The 17622-nt window shown below is 72.4% G+C and carries 17 protein-coding genes; 8 read left to right on the top strand and 9 right to left on the bottom strand.

Annotated elements, in window-relative coordinates:
* Window positions 1-307 precede the first annotated feature (307 nt).
* The 3 genes from trpS (at window position 308) to OHT52_RS10045 (ending at window position 2672) form a co-directional block, all read left to right on the top strand.
* Window positions 308-1321 carry a tryptophan--tRNA ligase gene (gene trpS, locus OHT52_RS10055; RefSeq protein WP_328719789.1) on the top strand — a complete coding sequence of 338 codons (1014 nt, stop codon included), beginning with the start codon at window positions 308-310 and terminating at the stop codon, window positions 1319-1321.
* A 133-nt stretch (window positions 1322-1454) separates the two neighbouring features.
* Window positions 1455-2051 carry a 2'-5' RNA ligase family protein gene (locus OHT52_RS10050; protein ID WP_328719788.1) on the top strand — a complete coding sequence of 199 codons (597 nt, stop codon included), beginning with the start codon at window positions 1455-1457 and terminating at the stop codon, window positions 2049-2051.
* Between the two features lie 126 nt (window positions 2052-2177).
* Complete coding sequence (locus OHT52_RS10045; RefSeq protein WP_328719787.1) at window positions 2178-2672, top strand: hypothetical protein; 495 nt, start codon at window positions 2178-2180, stop codon at window positions 2670-2672.
* 4 nt (window positions 2673-2676) lie between these two features.
* Here the strand turns inward: OHT52_RS10045 and OHT52_RS10040 are convergent, their stop codons facing one another.
* Window positions 2677-3438, bottom strand: a complete 762-nt coding sequence (locus OHT52_RS10040) for a decaprenylphospho-beta-D-erythro-pentofuranosid-2-ulose 2-reductase (RefSeq protein WP_328719786.1) — start codon at window positions 3436-3438, stop codon at window positions 2677-2679.
* 156 nt (window positions 3439-3594) lie between these two features.
* A complete protein-coding gene (locus OHT52_RS10035; protein WP_328719785.1) occupies window positions 3595-4950 on the bottom strand; it encodes an FAD-binding oxidoreductase in 1356 nt (451 codons plus the stop codon).
* Window positions 4951-5120: 170 nt separating this feature from the next.
* Here OHT52_RS10035 and OHT52_RS10030 point away from each other — a divergent pair, with 170 nt between their 5' ends.
* Window positions 5121-6062, top strand: a complete 942-nt coding sequence (locus OHT52_RS10030; RefSeq protein WP_328719784.1) for a YihY/virulence factor BrkB family protein — start codon at window positions 5121-5123, stop codon at window positions 6060-6062.
* Here the strand turns inward: OHT52_RS10030 and OHT52_RS10025 are convergent.
* Complete coding sequence (locus OHT52_RS10025; RefSeq protein ID WP_328719783.1) at window positions 6025-7323, bottom strand: D-alanyl-D-alanine carboxypeptidase family protein; 1299 nt, start codon at window positions 7321-7323, stop codon at window positions 6025-6027. The genes OHT52_RS10030 and OHT52_RS10025 overlap by 38 nt on opposite strands.
* A gap of 244 nt (window positions 7324-7567) precedes the next feature.
* Between OHT52_RS10025 and OHT52_RS10020 the strand changes: the two genes are divergently transcribed.
* The 3 genes from OHT52_RS10020 to OHT52_RS10010 all read left to right on the top strand — a co-directional run bounded on the left by OHT52_RS10020 (window position 7568) and on the right by OHT52_RS10010 (window position 11324).
* On the top strand, window positions 7568-7813 hold the full coding sequence (locus OHT52_RS10020; protein ID WP_328719782.1) for an SCO4848 family membrane protein: 246 nt from the start codon (window positions 7568-7570) through the stop codon (window positions 7811-7813).
* A gap of 262 nt (window positions 7814-8075) precedes the next feature.
* Window positions 8076-9410 (top strand): metallophosphoesterase, encoded by a 1335-nt coding sequence (locus tag OHT52_RS10015; protein WP_328723682.1) that lies wholly within the window; start codon window positions 8076-8078, stop codon window positions 9408-9410.
* A gap of 360 nt (window positions 9411-9770) precedes the next feature.
* Window positions 9771-11324, top strand: coding sequence for an ABC transporter substrate-binding protein (locus OHT52_RS10010; RefSeq protein WP_328719781.1), 1554 nt, complete (start codon window positions 9771-9773; stop codon window positions 11322-11324).
* 100 nt (window positions 11325-11424) lie between these two features.
* Here OHT52_RS10010 and OHT52_RS10005 read toward each other — a convergent pair whose 3' ends face one another.
* The 6 genes from OHT52_RS10005 to OHT52_RS09980 form a co-directional block, all read right to left on the bottom strand.
* On the bottom strand, window positions 11425-13011 hold the full coding sequence (locus OHT52_RS10005; protein WP_328719780.1) for a DHA2 family efflux MFS transporter permease subunit: 1587 nt from the start codon (window positions 13009-13011) through the stop codon (window positions 11425-11427).
* A gap of 259 nt (window positions 13012-13270) precedes the next feature.
* Entirely contained in the window at window positions 13271-13747 is a 477-nt protein-coding gene (locus OHT52_RS10000) for a MarR family winged helix-turn-helix transcriptional regulator (protein ID WP_328719779.1), read from the bottom strand.
* 71 nt (window positions 13748-13818) lie between these two features.
* A complete protein-coding gene (locus OHT52_RS09995) occupies window positions 13819-14478 on the bottom strand; it encodes a TetR family transcriptional regulator (protein WP_443046781.1) in 660 nt (219 codons plus the stop codon).
* Window positions 14479-14740: 262 nt separating this feature from the next.
* On the bottom strand, window positions 14741-15187 hold the full coding sequence (locus OHT52_RS09990) for a thiol-disulfide oxidoreductase DCC family protein (RefSeq protein WP_328719777.1): 447 nt from the start codon (window positions 15185-15187) through the stop codon (window positions 14741-14743).
* A 26-nt stretch (window positions 15188-15213) separates the two neighbouring features.
* Window positions 15214-15642, bottom strand: coding sequence for a hypothetical protein (locus OHT52_RS09985; RefSeq protein ID WP_328719776.1), 429 nt, complete (start codon window positions 15640-15642; stop codon window positions 15214-15216).
* 67 nt (window positions 15643-15709) lie between these two features.
* On the bottom strand, window positions 15710-16966 hold the full coding sequence (locus OHT52_RS09980) for an MFS transporter (protein ID WP_328719775.1): 1257 nt from the start codon (window positions 16964-16966) through the stop codon (window positions 15710-15712).
* A gap of 116 nt (window positions 16967-17082) precedes the next feature.
* On the opposite strand from OHT52_RS09980, the gene OHT52_RS09975 reads away from it, so the two are divergent.
* Window positions 17083-17598: a MarR family winged helix-turn-helix transcriptional regulator gene (locus OHT52_RS09975; protein ID WP_328719774.1), complete on the top strand. Its 516-nt coding sequence runs from the start codon at window positions 17083-17085 to the stop codon at window positions 17596-17598.
* Window positions 17599-17622 lie beyond the last annotated feature (24 nt).

Raw genomic sequence — 17622 nt, 5'->3', positions numbered from 1 at the left:
GGTCTCCGTTCGTCGTGCGGCGCGTGCGGACGCGGTGCTGGCCGGGCGGGTGACGCCCGGGATCGGGGGCGGCGGGCAGGTCGTGCCCACTTTGTATCGTTCCGTCGCCGTACCGCCCGGGAAACCCGCCGCCCGCCCGGTGTCCCGTCCCGCCAGGCACGCCGGGCCGGTCCCGGCAACGTGTTTCTCCTCTCACCGCCCGCTCCGGCGGCCCCGCGCACCGCTGAACCGGGCCGCCCCGGAGCCCGCCCCGGATTCCCGAGTACCGGCTGCCCGGGATCGGTTGCGCACCTGAGACAATGGGCACATGGCCTCTGACCGACCTCGCGTGCTCTCCGGAATCCAGCCCACCGCAGGCTCGTTCCACCTCGGCAACTACCTGGGCGCGGTGCGCCAGTGGGTGGCGTTGCAGGAGTCCCACGACGCCTTCTACATGGTGGTGGACCTGCACGCGATCACCGTGCCGCAGGACCCGAAGGAGCTGCGGGCCAACACCCGCCTCGCCGCGGCCCAGCTGCTGGCCGCCGGCCTCGACCCCGAGCGGTGCACGCTCTTCGTGCAGAGCCACGTACCCGAGCACGCGCAGCTCGGCTGGCTGATGAACTGCCTGACCGGGTTCGGCGAGGCCTCCCGGATGACCCAGTTCAAGGACAAGGCCGCCAAGCAGGGTGCCGACCGGGCGACCGTCGGCCTCTTCACGTACCCGGTCCTCCAGGTCGCGGACATCCTGCTCTACCAGGCCAACCAGGTACCCGTCGGCGAGGACCAGCGCCAGCACATCGAGCTGACCCGCGACCTCGCCGAGCGCTTCAACGGCCGCTTCGGCGACACCTTCACCATCCCGGCGCCGTACATCCTCAAGGAGACGGCGAAGATCTTCGACCTCCAGGACCCGTCGATCAAGATGAGCAAGTCGGCGTCCACGCCGAAGGGACTCATCAACCTCCTGGACGACCCGAAGACCACGGCCAAGAAGGTGAAGAGCGCCGTCACCGACACCGACACGGTGATCCGGTACGACGCCGGGAACAAGCCGGGCGTCAGCAACCTCCTGACGATCTACTCCACCCTCACCGGCACGACGGTCCAGGCGCTGGAGCAGAAGTACGAGGGCCAGATGTACGGCGCGCTGAAGACGGATCTCGCCGAAGTCATGGTGGAGTTCGTCACGCCGTTCCGTGACCGTACCCAGGAGTACCTGGACGACCCGGAGACGCTGGACTCGCTGCTGGCCAAGGGCGCGGAGAAGGCCCGGACGGTTGCCGCGGAGACGCTGGCGCAGGCGTACGACCGGATGGGCTTCCTGCCCGCCAAGCACTGAGTCGAAGGACCCTGGCGGGAGCACGGCACCGCGCGGCACACTTGCGGCGACGGCCCCGTGCGACCGCCGGTGCCGCGGCGCCCCGGCGCGCGCGGTCATCGGGCATCATCGATCGACGACAGAGGAGAACGACGTGGGGACCGTAACGCTCGGCGTTTCGATCGCGGTCCCGGAGCCCTTCGGCACCCTGCTCCAGCAGCGCCGTGCCGGCTTCGGGGATCCGGCCGCGTACGGCATCCCCACGCACATCACCCTGTTGCCGCCGACCGGGGCCACGGCGGACGAGGTGCCGGCCGCCGAGGTGCACCTCGCCAAGATCGCCGCCGACTGCCGGCCGTTCCCGATGCGGCTGAGCGGGACCGGTACCTTCCGCCCGCTCTCGCCCGTCGTCTACGTCCGGGTCGTCGAAGGCGCCTCCTCCTGCGCCTGGCTCCAGAAGCGGGTCCGGGACGCCTCCGGACCGCTGACGCGTGAGCTCCAGTTCCCGTACCACCCGCACGTCACCGTCGCGCACTCCATCGAGGAGGCGGCCATGGACCGGGCGTACGAGGAGCTCGCGGAGTACGAAGCCGCCTGGACCTGCACCTCCTTCGCGCTCTACGAACAGGGCCCCGACAGCGTCTGGCGCAAGATCAACGAGTTCCCGTTCGGTTCGGGCGGCGGCATGCCTCCGCTGCCCCTGCAGACCGGGTTCTCCGCGGACGAGCCCTCGCTGCACCGCCTGCCCTGACCGGGCCGTTCCCGGACCGTTTCCGGGCCGGAGGGACAGTGGGCCGTTCGAGTGGGAAAATTTCCACAGGTAAGGCCGACGGCATGCCGTCGTTCCGGCATTCTTCCTGTCGCGGAGGTGGTCCGCGTGGTCCCGCTCTCCAGCCGTGAACGCCAGATACTGGCGCAACTGGAAGCCTCGCTCGCACGCGACTTCCCGGACGATCCCGCCGTCCAGTTCGGGCGCGACGTCGAGGGTGAGCACAACGCGGGTGGCGAGCGCGACCTCCTGGAGAAGCCACCGAGCGAGGGGCCCGGCACAGCGGGGTCCCGCCGCGAACCCCCCGGCGCGCGACCGGGCCGCGAGCCCCCGGCCGCCCACCCTCCGGGGCCACCGGCGCCTCCCGCCGCCACCGCGCCGGACGGACCCACCGGCACCCCGCGCCGCCCCGGCCCCCTCGGCCGGCTGATCCGGTCCCGCCGGACGTTCGTCCTGCTGGCCGTGGTCTCGTTCGTCCTGCTGGGCACCGGCATGGTCACCGGGAACCTCTGGGTGGTGGTCGCCTTCGTGGTGACCTGGTCGGCGACCTTCCTCATCGGCGCGGCCCGGATGCTCGCCTGGTCCCGCAGACAGGGGTACTGACCCCTCAGCGTGAGGCGGGGAGCCGGCGGAAGAGCGGGCGCGGCACGTGCCGCAGCGCCGACATCACCACCCGCAGCCCGCCCGGCACCCACACCGTCTCCGCGCCCCGGCGCAGCCCCGCGACGATCGCGTCGGCGACCTCCTCCGGGGTGGTGTCCAGCGGTGATTCCCGCACTCCGGCCGCAGGGACGGTCCGCACGAACCCCGGGCGCACCACCAGCACCTGCACCCCGGTGCCGTACAGCGCGTCACCGAGGCCCTGGGCGAACGCGTCCACGCCCGCCTTGCTGGAGCCGTAGATGAAATCCTCGCGCCGGGCGCGCTCGGCGGCGACGGACGAGAGCACCACCAGCGAACCGTGGCCCTGCGCCTGGAGGGCGCCCGCGCACACCAGACCGGCGGAGACCGCCCCCACGTAGTTGGTACGGGCGACCAGCGCGGCGGCGGCCGGGTCCTCCTCGTCACGAGCCTGGTCGCCCACGACGCCGAAGGCCAGCAGCACGGCGTCCACGTCCCCCTCCGCGAACACCTTGCCGAGCCCCGACGCGTGCGACTCCGGGTCCAGCGCGTCGAACTCCACCGTGGAGACCTCGGCGCCCAGTCCCCGCAGTTCGTCCGCCGCGGTCTCCAGCGCGGCCGACGGCCGTCCGGCGAGCCGGACCGTCCGGGTCCTCAGCGCGATCAGCCGGCGCGCGGTGGCCAGCCCGATCCGCGAGGTGCCACCGAGGACGAGCAGGGACTGCGGGGCGCCGAAGGCGTCCTTCACGGGAACACTCCAGGGTGACGGGCTCGATGGCGGGACGGGGGCGGTGCGGGCGGGGTGCGGTCCCGGGGCGTGAGGCGCCGGGCATGCGGTGCCGGGGCGTGCGCTGTCGGCGGGCGTGCGCTGTCGGGCGGACGCGCGCTGTCGGGCGGACGTGCCTCAGAGCCCGAGCCGGCGCGCGAGGTCGGAGCGGAACGCGCCGGTCGGGTCCGTACGGGCCCGCAGCTCGCGGAACTCCGCCACCCGGGGGTACATCGCGGCCAGCGACTCCGGCCGCAGCCGGGAGTCCCGGGCCAGGCTGACCCGTCCCCCGGCGGCGGCCACCTCGGCGTCCAGCCCGTCCAGGAAGTGGCCGATGCCCGGCGGCCCGGCCGGTACGTCCAGGGCGAGGCACCAGCCGGGCGCCGGGAACGACAGCCAGCCGGGCCCGCCCGCGCCGAACCGTTCGAGCACCGCGACCGAGGACGGGCAGGCCCGGGTGGAGAGCCGGCGCACCACCCGGTGCAGCGTCTCCTCCCGGCCGGGGCCGACCGTGAACTGGTAGCGCACGAAGCCGCCCCGCCCGGCCGGAGCGGGCGTCCGGGGCAGGGAGTCGGGGGAGCGGAAGAAGGAGTCGAAACTCCGCAGCGCACCGGTGCGGGCACGGGGCGCCGCCCGGTGGCGCACCTCGTTGACCAGCCCCATCGCGGTGCGGCCGAGCAGGCTCGTCGGTGCGAAGGCGGGTACGGCCGGCAGGTGCGGCAGCAGCGCGGGCGCGTTGAGCGGGGCCCGCCGGTCGCGGGCCGGCAGTGCGTCGAGCGGGGCGTGCGCGCCCCGGACCAGCACCGCGCGGCCGGTGGCCCGCCCACGCGCCATCAGGTCGATCCAGGCACTCTCGTACGGCGGCCGGGCGGTGGTCCCCGCCATCCGGGCGAGCAGATCGTCGAGGTCCGCCGCCCGCTCGGTGTCCACGGAGATCAGCGAGGTGGCGATCCGGCGGCAGTGCAGGGTGGCGGCGAGGACGATCCCGGTCAGCCCCAGTCCGCCCGCGGTGGCGTCGAAGAGCGGGGTGCCCGGCAGCACCGTGCGGACCGAGCCGTCCGCCGTCAGCAGGTCGAGCGCGCTCACGTGCCGGGTGAAGGAACCGGCCGTGCGGTGGTCGTGGCCGTGCACGTCGGAGCCGATGGCCCCGCCCACGGTGATCCGGCGGTCGCCGGGCACCACCGGGAGGTACCAGCCGGACGGGCGCAGCGTCTCGGCCAGCCGGTCCAGCCGCGTCCCGGCGTCGCAGACGACGGTGCCGGTGGCCGCGTCGAAGGAGCGGACCCGGTCCAGTGCGCCCATGTCGAGGACGGAGCCGCCGGCGTTCTGGGCCGCGTCCCCCGGCGCGCGCCCGAGCCCCCGGGCGATGGCACCCCGGGGCCCGCGCCCGCGTACGACGTCGGCCGCCTCCTCGTACGTCCGAGGACGGAACCGTACGGCGGTGGTCGGGGCGGTGCGGCCGGAGCCGCTCAAGGACACCGTGTCGACGGACATGCGGATGACCGTATCGCCCGAGAAAACCTCTTTGGGGTATTTGTTACAGGGCTCACCGGAATGGGTGATGCAGCGAGTGTCAGCGCTCCCGGGCGTCGAACTTCCTCCGCCGCGCGGAAGTGTGCCTCCCGTCCACAGGTTTTCCAGGCCCCGGAGGGTACCCGTACGTCATGGACTGGCTGAAGCGACTTCCCGTGGTCGGCCCGCCGCTCGCCCGGCTGATGGAGACGCACGCCTGGCGCTCCTACGAGACGCTGGAGCGGAAACACTGGGCGCGGCTCGCGGCGGCCATCACCTTCATCAGCTTCCTCGCGCTCTTCCCGCTGATCGCGGTCGGCGCCGCCGTCGGAGCCGCGCTCCTGAGCGACGACCAGCTCGACACGATCGAGAAGAAGACCGCCGAGCAGGTGCCCGGCATCTCCGACCAGCTCGGCATCGACAACCTCGTCGCGCACGCCGGGACGGTCGGGGTCGTCGCCGGTGTGCTGCTGCTCTTCACCGGCGTCGGCTGGGTCGGCTCGCTCCGCGACTGCCTGCGCGCGGTCTGGGGCATCGACGACCAGGACGACGGCAACCCGGTCGTCCGCAAGCTCAAGGACGCCGGACTGCTGGTGGGCCTCGGCGGCGCCGCGCTGCTGACCCTCGTCCTGTCCACCGTCGGCTCCACAGCGGTCGGCTGGACCGCCGACCGGATCGGCATCCCCGAGGACGGCGCGGGCGGCCTGCTGCTCCAGGCCGCCGCCATCGCCGTCGCGGTGGTGGCCAACTTCCTGCTGCTGCTCTACCTGCTGACCCTGCTGCCCGGGGTCGAACCGCCGCGCCGCCGGCTGGTGGTGGCCTGCCTGGTCGGCGCGGTCGGCTTCGAACTCCTCAAGCTGCTGCTCGGCAGCTACATGAGCGGGGTCGCGTCCAAGAGCATGTACGGCGCCTTCGGCGTGCCCATCGCCCTGCTTCTGTGGATCAACTTCACCGCCAAGCTGCTGCTGGTCTGCGCCGCCTGGACCGCCACCGGCAGCAAGGAGGAGGCGGAGGCGGAGCGGGAGGCGGAAGCGGCGGGCGCCGGCGGCCCGGCCGCTACGGGCGGGGGCGGCGCAACGGCCAGCGCCGGTTGACCAGGAACACTCCGGCCGCGAGCACCACCAGCACCCCGCCGACCAGGGCCAGGGCGATGCCGACGCCACCGGAAGACGCTTCGGCGTGGGCGGCCGTCTTCGCCGCGGTCTTCTGCGGGTTCGCCCCGGCGGCGGCCTGGGGCCCCTTGCCCGTACCGCTGCCGGCGTCGGTTCCGGCGTCCGTGGAGCTGCCGACGTCCGCCGACTTCGGCGGCACCAGCTCGCCGACCGGTGTCACCTTGCCGCTCGCCGCGAAGCCCCAGTCCAGCAGCGAGGCCGCCTCCTTGTAGACCGCGTGGCTCGCGTCGGAGGACGGGTTCATGACGGTGACCAGCAGCACCCGGCCGTCGCGCTCGGCGATTCCGGTGAAGGTGTTGCCCGCGTGGCTGGTGTAGCCGTTCTTGACACCCGCGATGCCCTGGTACGGGGCGATGCCGACGTCACCGGTGAGCAGCCGGTTGGTGTTCTGGATCGCGAAGGTGTCGCGCTTGCCGTCGTCCTTCTCCTCGCCGGGGAAGTCGGCCGTGGCGGTCGCCGCGTACTCGCGGAAGTCCTTCTTCTGCATCCCGCTGCGGGCGAAGAGGGTGAGGTCGTACGCGCTGGACACCTGGTCCGGGGCGTCGTACCCGTCCGGTGTGACCACGTGGGTGTCGAGCGCCTGGAGCTCGTCGGCGTGCTCCTGCATCGCGTTCACGGTCTTCGCGACGGCTTCCTTCTCCCCGCCGGCCTCCCCGCCGCCGTACATCGACGCGAGGACGTGCACCGCGTCGTTGCCGGAGCGCAGGAAGACGCCGAGCCAGAGGTCGTGGACCGTGTAGGTCTGGTCCTCCTTGACGCCGACCAGACTGCTGCCGTCCCCGAGGTCCGCCAGCTCGGCGTCGGTGACCTCGTGGGTCAGCGTGGAGGGCTGGAGGGCCGGCAGCACGGTGTCCGCGAAGAGCATCTTCAGCGTGGAAGCCGGGGGCAGCCGCCAGTGGGAGTTGTGCGCCGCGAGTACGTCCCCGCTCTCGGCGTCCGCCACGATCCAGGAGCGGCCGGTCAGCTCCTCGGGCAGCACGGGGGCGCCCGGCCCCGGGTTCACCTGGGTGCCCTCCTTCGCGAGCTGCGGTCCGCCGATGCTCGACATCGGCAGGGTCGGCCTCGGCTGCTTGTCGTCGCTCTTGTCCTTGTCCGCAGCGAATGCAGGCGCGGGACCCAAGACAAAGGTGGACATCAAGGCGGCGCAGATGGCTGTGAGTACGGTCTTTTTCAGAGCAGGCACGGTCGGAAACGTACAGGGCGTTCGTGCCGATGGGGACCCGGAGCCCCTGACCCGCCGAGGGCGACGCCGGGACAGCCCACCTCCGCCGCCAGGGCCGCCGGGGCCGCCGTTCCTGACGAAACGCCAGGATCGGGACACGCCCCGTTGAGCCGTCCGGCCCACCGGGGGAGCGGACCCGGCCGGGGTACCCCCGGCCGGGGTACCCCCGGCGGGGGGAGCGTCGCCGGGCGGCGATACTGGGTCCATGAAGCTCAGCCGTCCCGTCTCCTGGTTCCTGCTCGCGTTCGGCGCGTGGTCGTGGGTGATCTGGGTGACCTTCGCCAAGAATCTATGGAAGGACGGCAGCGGACTCGCGTTCGACGACGCGGGCGATCCGACCGCCTACTTCTGGGTCCACCTGCTCCTCGCCATCACCTCCTTCCTTCTGGGGACGGCCGTGGGAGTCATCGGGTTCCGGGGAATCCGGGCGCTGCGCACCGCACGCGCGTAGCGAGCCACCCGCCGGCGCCGTCCCAGGGCCGCCCCCGGTGACGCCGGGCCCGTCCGGCGCCCCGCCTCCCCGCGGGTGAGCGGGGCGAACCCGGGAGCCGTGGCCGTCCGGCCGCTCCAGGACGACGCGCCGCCCGTCGGTGGTCCGCCGTCCGTCGTCACGGGTCCTCCTCGCCGCCGGTGATCGCCGCACGATTAGCATGCGGGAGCAAGCCGCGCCGCGTACGCGCCGCGGCGGCACGGGGCGGGGAGTACCGGTGGTCGTGGTGTTCGTGGTGGTTCTGATCGTGGTGGTGGCACTGCTCGCCGGTGTGCACCGCTATCTCTGGCGCCGCTTCGTCGGCGACACCACCGCCCCGGGCACCGTGCTCCGGCGCCTGGGCACGGTGGCGGCCTTCGTCCTGCCGCTGCTCAGCGTCGGCGCGCTGGTCTCCGGCCAGGCCGGCGCGCCCTTCTGGGTGCAGCGGGTGCTCGCCTGGCCCGGGTACCTCTGGCTCGCCTGCCTGCTCTACCTGACGCTCGCACTGCTCGTCGGCGAGGCCGCCCGTCCGCTGCTCCGCCGGGTGCTCGACCGCCGGCGGCCGGAGCGAGCGGCCGAGGGTACGGCCGAGAGCGCGGGTGCTGATGCCGCACCGGCCGCCGAGAACCTCGCCCGCGGGAGCACCGACGCCCTCGTGCCGTCCGGTGCCACCGCCCGTACGGCAACCCCCGAGCCGGCCACCCTCGAGCCGGCCGCTCCGGTGGTGGCCGCCCCGGTCCCCGCGTCCCCCGGCCCCTCGCGACGGCTCTTCGTCGCGCGGGCGGTCGGCGGTGCCGCGGCCGTCGCCGGGTTCGGGACGGTCGGGTACGGCACCTACGGCGTGCTCCGCGGCCCCCGCACCAAGCGGATCACCGTGCCGCTGGCCAGACTGCCGCGCTCCGCGCACGGGTTCAGGATCGCGGTCGTCAGCGACATCCACCTCGGCCCGATCCTCGGCCACGCCCACACCCGGCGCGTGGTCGACTCGATCAACGCCACCCGCCCCGACCTGATCGCGGTCGTCGGCGACCTGGTGGACGGCTCGGTCGCGGATCTCGGGTACGCCGCCGAACCCCTGGCCGACCTGGAAGCGCGGCACGGCAGTTTCTTCGTCACCGGCAACCACGAGTACTTCTCCGGTGCCGCCGAGTGGGTCGACCACGTACGCGAACTGGGGCTCCACCCGCTGGAGAACGCCCGGGTGGAGATCGACGGCTTCGACCTGGCCGGGGTCAACGACGTGGCCGGCGAGAGCGAGGGGCAGGGGCCCGACTTCGACCGCGCGCTCGGCGACCGCGACCCGGCGCGGGCCGCGGTCCTCATGGCCCATCAGCCCGTCGTCATCGACGACGCCGTCGCGCACGGGGTGGATCTCCAGCTCTCCGGGCACACCCACGGTGGCCAGCTCTGGCCCGGCAACCTCGTCGCGGAACTGGCCAACCCGACCGTCGCCGGGCTCGAACGGTACGGCGACACCCAGCTGTACGTGTCGCGCGGCGCGGGTGCCTGGGGCCCGCCGGTCCGGGTGGGTGCGCCCTCCGACATCACCGTCGTGGAACTGGCCTCCCGGCAGGCCTGAGCCGCCTCCGTGGGCGCAGGCCCTCCCGAGTGAGCCCTCGATGAGGCTTTTCAGCTCTTTTCCTAGGTATTTCACCGAAGAAGGCCGTTGTGTGAAAGTCGACATGACGATCAATCAGCAGAGTCGCCGCACCCCGCCCGCACCTCGTTTTCGTCACCCCGCGTGACGGTTGTCCCACTCAATGGACAGGTGTGCCCTGCCTCTTGACGGCTGGGGCATCCAGCGTCAGTCAAAAGGCCATCGGTCACCCGTTTGGGCTTCCAGATGCGAAAATCCTGTGATTGAGTGAGCGCGAACATGCGGTGATGTGCGCGTATGCGCGCGCTGATCGCGGCGGGGCTGGTAAGGGAGAGCACGGCAATGCGTTCGATCCGGGTACGGATTCTTGCGATATGCGCGGTACTGATCATCGCAGGGGTCGGGGCCTGGCAGCTTCTCCCCTCCGGTGAGGCGGGTGGCAAGCCGATTACTGTGGGTACTGTCGACGAGGTCACCTCGCTCGACCCGGCAGGTGCGTACGACGCGGGATCCTGGTCCCTCTTCAGCAACCTGTACCAGACTCTGATGACTTTCAAGTCCGGAGCCATCGTGCCCGAGCCGGATGCCGCGGAGAGCTGCCAGTTCATCGGTCAGAAGCTCACGACCTACCGTTGCAAGCTGCGGGACGACCTGACCTTCTCCAACGGTCACAAGATCACGGCGAAGGACGTCAAGTACTCCTTCGACCGGCTGATGAAGATCAACTCCGATGTCGGCCCGGCGATCCTCTTCCCGAGCCTGCGGAACGTGGTGACCGACGGCCGCGACATCACCTTCAACCTGTCCGCCCGTGACGCGACCTTCCCCGCGAAGCTCGCCACCGGCGCCGGTGCGATCGTCGATCCGGCGACGTACCCGAAGGACAAGCTCCGCACGGACAACAAGGTGGACGGCTCCGGGCCGTACGTCCTGAAGTCCTACGAGGCCGGTGTCAAGGCTTCGATGACGCCCAACACCAGCTACCGGGGCGCGATCAGACACGTCAACGCGGCGATCGACGTCAAGTACTACGAGACCTCCGACAAGCTGCTCGCCGCCTGGAAGGCGGGCGGCCTCGACGTGACGCACCGCCAGCTGCCGCCGGCCGAGATCGCCAAGATCAACCCGGCCGACCCGAACGTGCAGATCACCGAGATGGACAGCGCCGAGATCCGCAACCTGGTCTTCAACGTCCGTGAGGGCGCGACGCTCTCGGACAAGCGCATCCGGCAGGCCATCGCCTGGACGATCGACCGCGGACCGCTGGTCGGCAACGTCTACGACTCCACCGTCGAGCCGCTCTACTCGCTGATCCCGCAGGGCTTCATCGGCCACTCGACGCCGTTCTTCGACACCTACCCGCAGCCCGACGTGGCCAAGGCCAAGGAGCTGCTCCAGGAGGCCGGCGCCGAGATCCCGGTGCCGATCACCTTCGCGTTCCGCCCGGACGGCGCGACCACCGCGGAGTCCGCCGAGATCAAGCGTCAGCTGGAGAAGGACGGGCTCTTCAAGGTCACCGTCAAGGAAGTGGAGTGGCAGGCGTTCCAGAAGGGGTACGCGGCCGGTAAGTACGACGCGTACACCGTCGGCTGGCTCCCCGACTTCCCGGACCCCGACACCTTCGGCCAGCCGCTCGTCGGCACCGACAGCAGTCTCCACAACGGCTACTCCAACGCCAAGCTGGACAAGCTCGTCACCGACACCCAGCAGTACGAGGACCGCAGCCGCACCTCGAACGACTTCAAGGAGATCCAGCAGATCGTCGGCGAGGACGTGCCGCTGGTCCCGCTGTGGCAGAAGAAGGACTACGTCATCGCCAAGACCGGGATCTCCGGTTCGCAGTACCTCTCCGACGGCACCGGCCTGTGGCGCCTCTGGGAGCTGAAGCGGATCTGATCCGCCGGTGGTCCGCACGCCACCCGCACGAACGGCCCGCCCGCGGAAGGGATTCCGCGGGCGGGCCGTTCTCGTGGGTACGGGGTCGGGCGGGGGCCCGTCAGTGCGCGGTGGGCCCCCGGCGCAGGCCCGCCGCCGCGACGACGGCGCCCGCCAGGCAGAGGACGCCGGTGACGGTGACGGCGGTGTGCACGCCGTTCATGAACGCCTGGCCGCTGCCCTCCACGACGGCCGCCCGGAGCGGGGCGGGCATCGCGGCGGAGACCGGGGCGACACCCATCGACACCGCGTCCCCGGCCCCGGCCAGGCCGTCCGCGACGCGCGCGGGCACCCCCGCACCGGTCAGTTCGCCGACGAGCGTGGAGCCGGCCCGGCCGCTGATCAACGAGACCAGCACCGAGGTGCCGAGCGCACCGCCGATCTGCAGCGCGGTGGCCTGGAGGCCGCCCGCCACTCCGCCGTCCCTGACCGGAGCCTGTCCGACGATCGCGTCCGAGGACGCGGAGAGCACGATGCCGACCCCCAGCCCGAGCGCGATGAACGGCGGCCACATCGTCGCGTACGACGAATCGGTCTCCCAGGTCAGCATGGTGAAGGTCGCGGCCGCCTGGAGCACCATGCCCAGCGGCATGGTCAGACGCGGACCGAAGCGTCCGGTCAGCGCGGCACCCAGCGGCGCGGCCACCAGCGAGGCCAGGCTCAGCGGCAGGATGCGCACCCCGGCCTCCACCGGCGAGAAGCCCCGCACGTTCTGGAGGTAGAGCATCACGAAGAAGAGCACGCCGAGCATCACGAAGAAGTTCAGCGCGGTGACGACCGCGCCGATCGTGAGGGAGCGGATGCGGAACAGCCGCATCGGCAGCAACGGGTGCTCCTGGCGCGTCTCGTAGAAGCCGAAGGCCACCAGGACCAGCAAGCCCGCCAGGATCGTGCCGAGCGTCCCGGCCGAACCCCAGCCCCAGGTCTCACCCTTGACCACACCGAAGACCACGCAGATCAGACCGGCCGCCAGCAGCACCACTCCGGGAACGTCGAAGCGGTGGTGCCCCGTGGAGTCCTTGCTCTGCGGCAGCACGAACGCGCTCACCAGTACCGCGATCACGCCGATGGGCGCGTTGACCCAGAAGACCGACTCCCAGCCGACGTTCTCGACCAGCAGGCCGCCGACGATCGGGCCGAGCGCCGTGGACACGGTCGAGACCATCGCCCACAGACCCACCGCCATGCCGAACTTGCGCGGCGGGAAGACCGCGCGGAGCAGACCCAGGGTGTTGGGCATCAGCAGGCCGCCGAAGAAGCCCTGGAGCACGCGGAAGCCGACGACCCCCTCGATCGAGCCCGACAGTCCGATGGCGACGGAGGCGAGCGTGAAGCCGACGACCCCCACCAGGTAGTAGGTGCGCCGGCCGAACCGGTCGCCGAGCTTGCCGCCCAGGATCAGCGAGGCGGCGAGGGCCAGCAGGTACGCGTTGGTCACCCACTGGAGGCCGGCCGTGGACGCGTCGAGGTCGCGACCGATCTCGGGGTTGGCGATGGCCACCACCGACGCGTCGAGCTGGACCATGAACAGCCCGAAGGAGACGGCCACGAGCGTCAGCCAGGGGTTCGCGCGGCGTCCCGCGGACGCGGCCGCCGGGGGTGGGGAGGAAGCGGGCAGGGGTGAGGGATCCACGATGGTGGACGACATGGGTGTGCCTTGTCCTTCTGAGGGAGGGGTTACCGGAAAAGCCCGGAGGCCCCCGGGTGTCCGGGGGTGTGCCACGCGGGCGGTGCGTCCTGGAACGCCGGAGGGGCCGCGGTGCCGGCAGGGCGCGCGGGTGGGCCGGGACGCGGAGGACGGGAGTGAGCCTCGGGCTCTCCTGGGATCTCCGAGGTGTCCCGGGTTCTCCGAGGTGTCCCGGGGTCTCCCGGATGTCCGGGGGTCTCCGGGGTGCCCGGGGAGGGGGTTACTCGGCCGCGGGCGCCGGGTGCAGCGCGTCCGTCAGTGCGTTCAGCGCGCCGAGCGCGGACCCCAGCGCGTCCTGCTCACCATCGGTGAGGGACTCCAGCGCGCGGGCGAGGTGGACGCCCTGGAGGCGTCGGACCTCGGCCAGTTCGCGCCTCGCCCGGGAGGTCGGGTACAGATGCGCGACGCGCTTGTCCGCGGGGTCGGGGCGGCGCTCCAGCAGCCCTGCCACGGTGAGCCGGGAGACGAGAGCGCTCACGTTGTTCGGCCGCATCAGCAGCGCGTCGGCCGCCTCGCGGACGGTGGAGCCCTCGTGACTCGACACGAAACGCAGCAGCGCGAGCTGCCCCTCCGGCGGCTTGGGGCCCGGGAAGTCCTGGGCGATCCGACGGTCCAGTGCCCGGTTCAGCGCGGGCAGGACGGACGCGAGCGCGGAGGCTGCGGAGTCGTCCTGCGCGGACGCGCGGGTGGCGGGCATGGTCCGGACTTTAGGTCTGACGGCATAGGTATGTCAAAAGACGGGACGGCTGCGCGCCGCCGGGACGGACGTCACGTCTTCTTGTTCGCCACCGCCGCCGAGGCCATCCCCGGCAGGAAGTCCGTGAACAGCTCGTGCACCTCGCGCACCAGCGGCCGCAGCACCCGGAAACGGGCGAGCGCGACGCCCCGCGTGGTGAGCCGGGCGCCCCGGACGGCGAGCCGCCGGGTGCGTTCGCGGTCCGGGGTGCGGTCGAACACCCAGTAGAGGACCAGGCCCATCTGGGAGAGCCACATCAGCTCCGGAAGAGCGTCCGCCAGCTCCTCGGGGACCTTCGCCTTCGAGCCCGCCAGCACCTCGCGGTGCAGGGCGATGGCGGCCTGGCGGGCGGGTTCCGACTCCGCGGAGAAGGGGCTGAGCGGGCTGTCCGGGTCGGCCGCGTTCTTGAAGAACTGCGCCGCGAACTCGTGGTACGGCGTGGCCACGTCCAGCCAGGCGGTCAGTACGCCCGCGAGCCGGGCCTCCAGATCGGTCTCGCGGTCCAGGACGATCCGGGCGGCGGCCCGGTGGTCCGCGCCGATGCGGTCGTAGAAGCCCTGGACGAGGTGTTCCTTGCCGGCGAAGTAGTAGTACGCGTTGCCGACCGAGACGCCCGCCTCCTGGGCGATGGCCCGCATGGTGGTCTTGTCGTAACCGCGCTCCTGGAAGAGCCGCAGAGCCGTCTCCAGGATGACCGTGCGGGTCTGCTCGCTCTTGGCGGTGCTCCGGCCGGCGCCCTTCTCGTCGGTGGTGGCGCCGGCCTCGGCCGCCGGCGGGGCGGGGGAGTGGACGGCGGGTGCCTCGGTGTCCCGGGGCGCCGCCGCCCGCCGCGCCGTCCGTGCGTCCGCCGCGTCCCCGCGCGGGTGCCGCCCGTCCGCGCCGCGCGGGGTCTGGCCGTCCGCCGCGCCGTTCTCGTCCCTGGTGTCCCGCTCGTCCTTCGCCACGGCCCCAAGGCTATCCGTCCGCTTCCGGCGCGGGGACCGCGCAGGTGCCGTCCGGGCCGCAGGGCGCGGCCGTCGCCGACCGGTACTTCGCGGCGGCCAGCGCCGTCGCGCGGGCGAAGGGCCGGCCCGCCGGAGTGGTGAGCCAGTGCGCCTTCGGCCGGTGGTCGGCGAGAGCCCACAGGCAGACGATCCAGGCCGCCGTGCCCCGGTAGACCTGCCCCTGGTCGCCGACGACGGTGATCTCCTCCAGTGTCGTCGCGGGGTCCAGCTCCGGGAAGCGCCGGCGGGCCTCCTCCGAGGCGGCGGGCACCAGGTCCAGCGGGACGAGCTGGCGCTGCCTCCGCAGCCAGTGGCGCACGTGGACGCAGAGCGAGCAGTGGGGGTCGTACAGCACGGTGAGCCGCCGGACCGGGACCGCGGTCCGCCGGGCCGGGGTGCCCGCCCCCGTGGCGGGCACCCCGGCTCCCTCGCGGAGCACCCGGCTCACCGTCCGGCGGCGGGGGCCGCCCACGGGCCCTGCGGCCCGGTCCAGCCCTGCGGCGGTACCGGCGGGGTCTGCTCACGCTCCATCAGGCCACGGCGGCGCATCCTGCTGAGGACGAAGACGTTGCCCAGGTGCATGGCGCCGAGCACCAGGAGGACGACGCCGATCTTCGGCGAGAGCGCGTCGAAGAGCGCGCGGGCGTCCGCGATGTCGTCGGTGTTGCGCAGATAGAGCGTCACGAAGCCCAGGTTCACCAGGTAGAAGCCGACCACCAGCAGATGGTTCACGGCGTCGGCGAGCTTCTCGTTCCCCTTCAGGACGTCCGCGATGAAGATGCGCCCGTTACGGCTCAGCGTGCGCGCCACCCAGACGGTGAGCGCCACGCTGACGACCAGATAGATGATGTACGCGACCACGGTGAGGTCCATGCCCCAGCCCCTTTGAACGTGTTCAATAAACCGTTGTCATGGACTGTAGACCCCTTCTTGAACATGTTCAAGAAGGGGTCGGGGCGAGCGCCTTCGGGGCCGCCTCGGGGCCCTGTGCCGCGCCGGGGTCCGGCTCGGCCACGAAGTGCCGGACGCCCGGCAGCGCGGCCGTGGCCAGGCAGGCCGTCAGCACCGCGGCTGCCGCCACCCCGAGCGGAAGTCCGGGCCCCACCGCCGAGGCGGCCAGCGGGGCGAGTACGTACCCCAGGGGCATCGCGGCGATCGAGATCAGCCAGTCGTACGACGTGACCCGGGCCAGCACCTGCTCCGGGACGGCCGACATCACCGAGGTGTCCCAGACCGGGCCGAGGTACCCCAGGCCGGTGAGGGCGAGTCCGTACGAGGTGATGGTGGCCCAGGCGGGCGCCGAGGCGGCGAGCAGCGCCAGGGGCAGGGCGTACGTCGAGAGGCCCAGGGTGGAGACCAGGACCGGCCTGCGCGGCTTGGCCCGGCCGGCCAGCAGGGAGCCCGCCAGCACTCCCGCCGAGCCGACCTGCATGAGCGTGACCCAGGCGCCTTCGTCGCCGTGCGCGCCGACGATCACCGCCGGGCCGAGGGTGGCCAGGGCCGCCGCCGCGCCGTTCCAGACACCGTGCGCGATCAGGGTGGGCCAGTACCAGTCCCGGGCGCGTACCTCGCTCCAGCCCTCCTTGAGGTCCGCGAGGACCGAGGAGTGGGGTACCCGGACGCGCCGCACCCGGATCGCGGCCAGCAGGGCGGCGCACGCCGCGAAGCTCGCGCCGTCGAGCAGGAACGCCCACCCGGCCCCCGCGGTGAGGACCAGAGTGCCGCCGAGAGCCGGCCCGCCGAGCCTCACCGCCCCGTTCACCGAGGCGATCAGGGCATTGGCGCGCAGCAGTTGGGAGTCGTCCACGGTGCCCCGGACCAGCGGGGCGGCGGTCGGCATGGAGAAGGCCCCGGCGATGCCCCCGACCGCCTCGGCGACCGCGATCTGCCAGATGTGCGGGTCTTTGCCGAGGAGTTCCAGCCCGACGAAGATCTGTCCCGCCGCCCGTACGGTGTTGGTCGCGAGCGCGACGGTCCTCGGGTCGAACCGGTCGCCGATCACCCCGCCGAGCGGCAGCAGCAACACCTTGGGGATCAGTGCGCAGGTGAGTACGAGGGCGAGGGCGCCGCTCGATCCGGTGGCCTGGTAGACGGCGAGGGTGAGCGCGACCGGCACGGCGGCGTCGCCGGCCAGGGAGAGGGTCTGGCCGGCGAAGAGCAGCGCGAAGGCGCGGGTGCGCAGGGGGTGGGATGGCATGGACACAGCTTATTTCGGTTCCGAATAATTCGCCATCGAAATAAGGGAGTTCGCGGATCGCTCCGCCTGGAACGGGTGCGGTGAGGTGCCCGCCCCGGCGGGCGTACGATTCCGCCATGCAGCCACGCGACCGGGTCGACAGCCACATAGAGCGGTGGAAGCCGGTGCTTCCCGGGCTCGATCCCGACGTCGAAGGCGCGGTGACCCGGATGCAGAAGATCACCGCACATCTGCGGCGGGTCAGGGAGCAGTCGCTCGCCGACGCCGACCTGGACCGACCGGAGTTCGAGACGCTCCACGAGCTGGCCGGACGCGGTGGTTCCGCCGCCCCGTCCGAACTGGCCGCCGCCCTCGACCTGGCGCCCGCCTCCGTCACCGGACGGCTCGACGTGCTGGAGGGCCGCGGCTATGTGCGCCGCACCCCCTCCACCACCGACCGGCGCAGGGTCGTCGTGGAACTCACCCCGGCCGGCCGGGCCGTCTGGACGGGAACCATGGACTACCTCGGCCACGAGGAGACCCGGCTGATCGGAGCGCTGGACGCCGAGGGGCGCGTCCAGCTCAACTCCCTGCTGCGACGCGTCCTGCTGGCCGCCGAACACGGCCCGGAACCGGAAGCCCCCTGCGCCTGAGCGGCGGCACGGGGCGGCCGGACG

The organism is Streptomyces sp. NBC_00247 (assembly GCF_036188265.1).
Classification (GTDB): Bacteria; Actinomycetota; Actinomycetes; order Streptomycetales; family Streptomycetaceae; genus Streptomyces.
Note: the sequence above shows the minus strand (reverse complement) of the source record. Positions and strands in the feature narration are given on the sequence as shown.

What these genes read in the sequence shown, in the direction of transcription:
- OHT52_RS10035 (WP_328719785.1), bottom strand. Translation starts at nt 4,950, where the DNA reads ATGTCCGTCGACACGGTGTCCTTGAGCGGCTCCGGCCGCACCGCCCCG.
- OHT52_RS10020 (WP_328719782.1), top strand. Translation starts at nt 7,568, where the DNA reads ATGAAGCTCAGCCGTCCCGTCTCCTGGTTCCTGCTCGCGTTCGGCGCG.
- OHT52_RS10000 (WP_328719779.1), bottom strand. Translation starts at nt 13,747, where the DNA reads ATGCCCGCCACCCGCGCGTCCGCGCAGGACGACTCCGCAGCCTCCGCG.
- OHT52_RS09975 (WP_328719774.1), top strand. Translation starts at nt 17,083, where the DNA reads ATGCAGCCACGCGACCGGGTCGACAGCCACATAGAGCGGTGGAAGCCG.
- OHT52_RS10010 (WP_328719781.1), top strand. Translation starts at nt 9,771, where the DNA reads ATGCGTTCGATCCGGGTACGGATTCTTGCGATATGCGCGGTACTGATC.
- OHT52_RS10005 (WP_328719780.1), bottom strand. Translation starts at nt 13,011, where the DNA reads ATGTCGTCCACCATCGTGGATCCCTCACCCCTGCCCGCTTCCTCCCCA.
- OHT52_RS09985 (WP_328719776.1), bottom strand. Translation starts at nt 15,642, where the DNA reads ATGGACCTCACCGTGGTCGCGTACATCATCTATCTGGTCGTCAGCGTG.
- trpS (WP_328719789.1), top strand. Translation starts at nt 308, where the DNA reads ATGGCCTCTGACCGACCTCGCGTGCTCTCCGGAATCCAGCCCACCGCA.
- OHT52_RS09980 (WP_328719775.1), bottom strand. Translation starts at nt 16,966, where the DNA reads ATGCCATCCCACCCCCTGCGCACCCGCGCCTTCGCGCTGCTCTTCGCC.
- OHT52_RS10030 (WP_328719784.1), top strand. Translation starts at nt 5,121, where the DNA reads ATGGACTGGCTGAAGCGACTTCCCGTGGTCGGCCCGCCGCTCGCCCGG.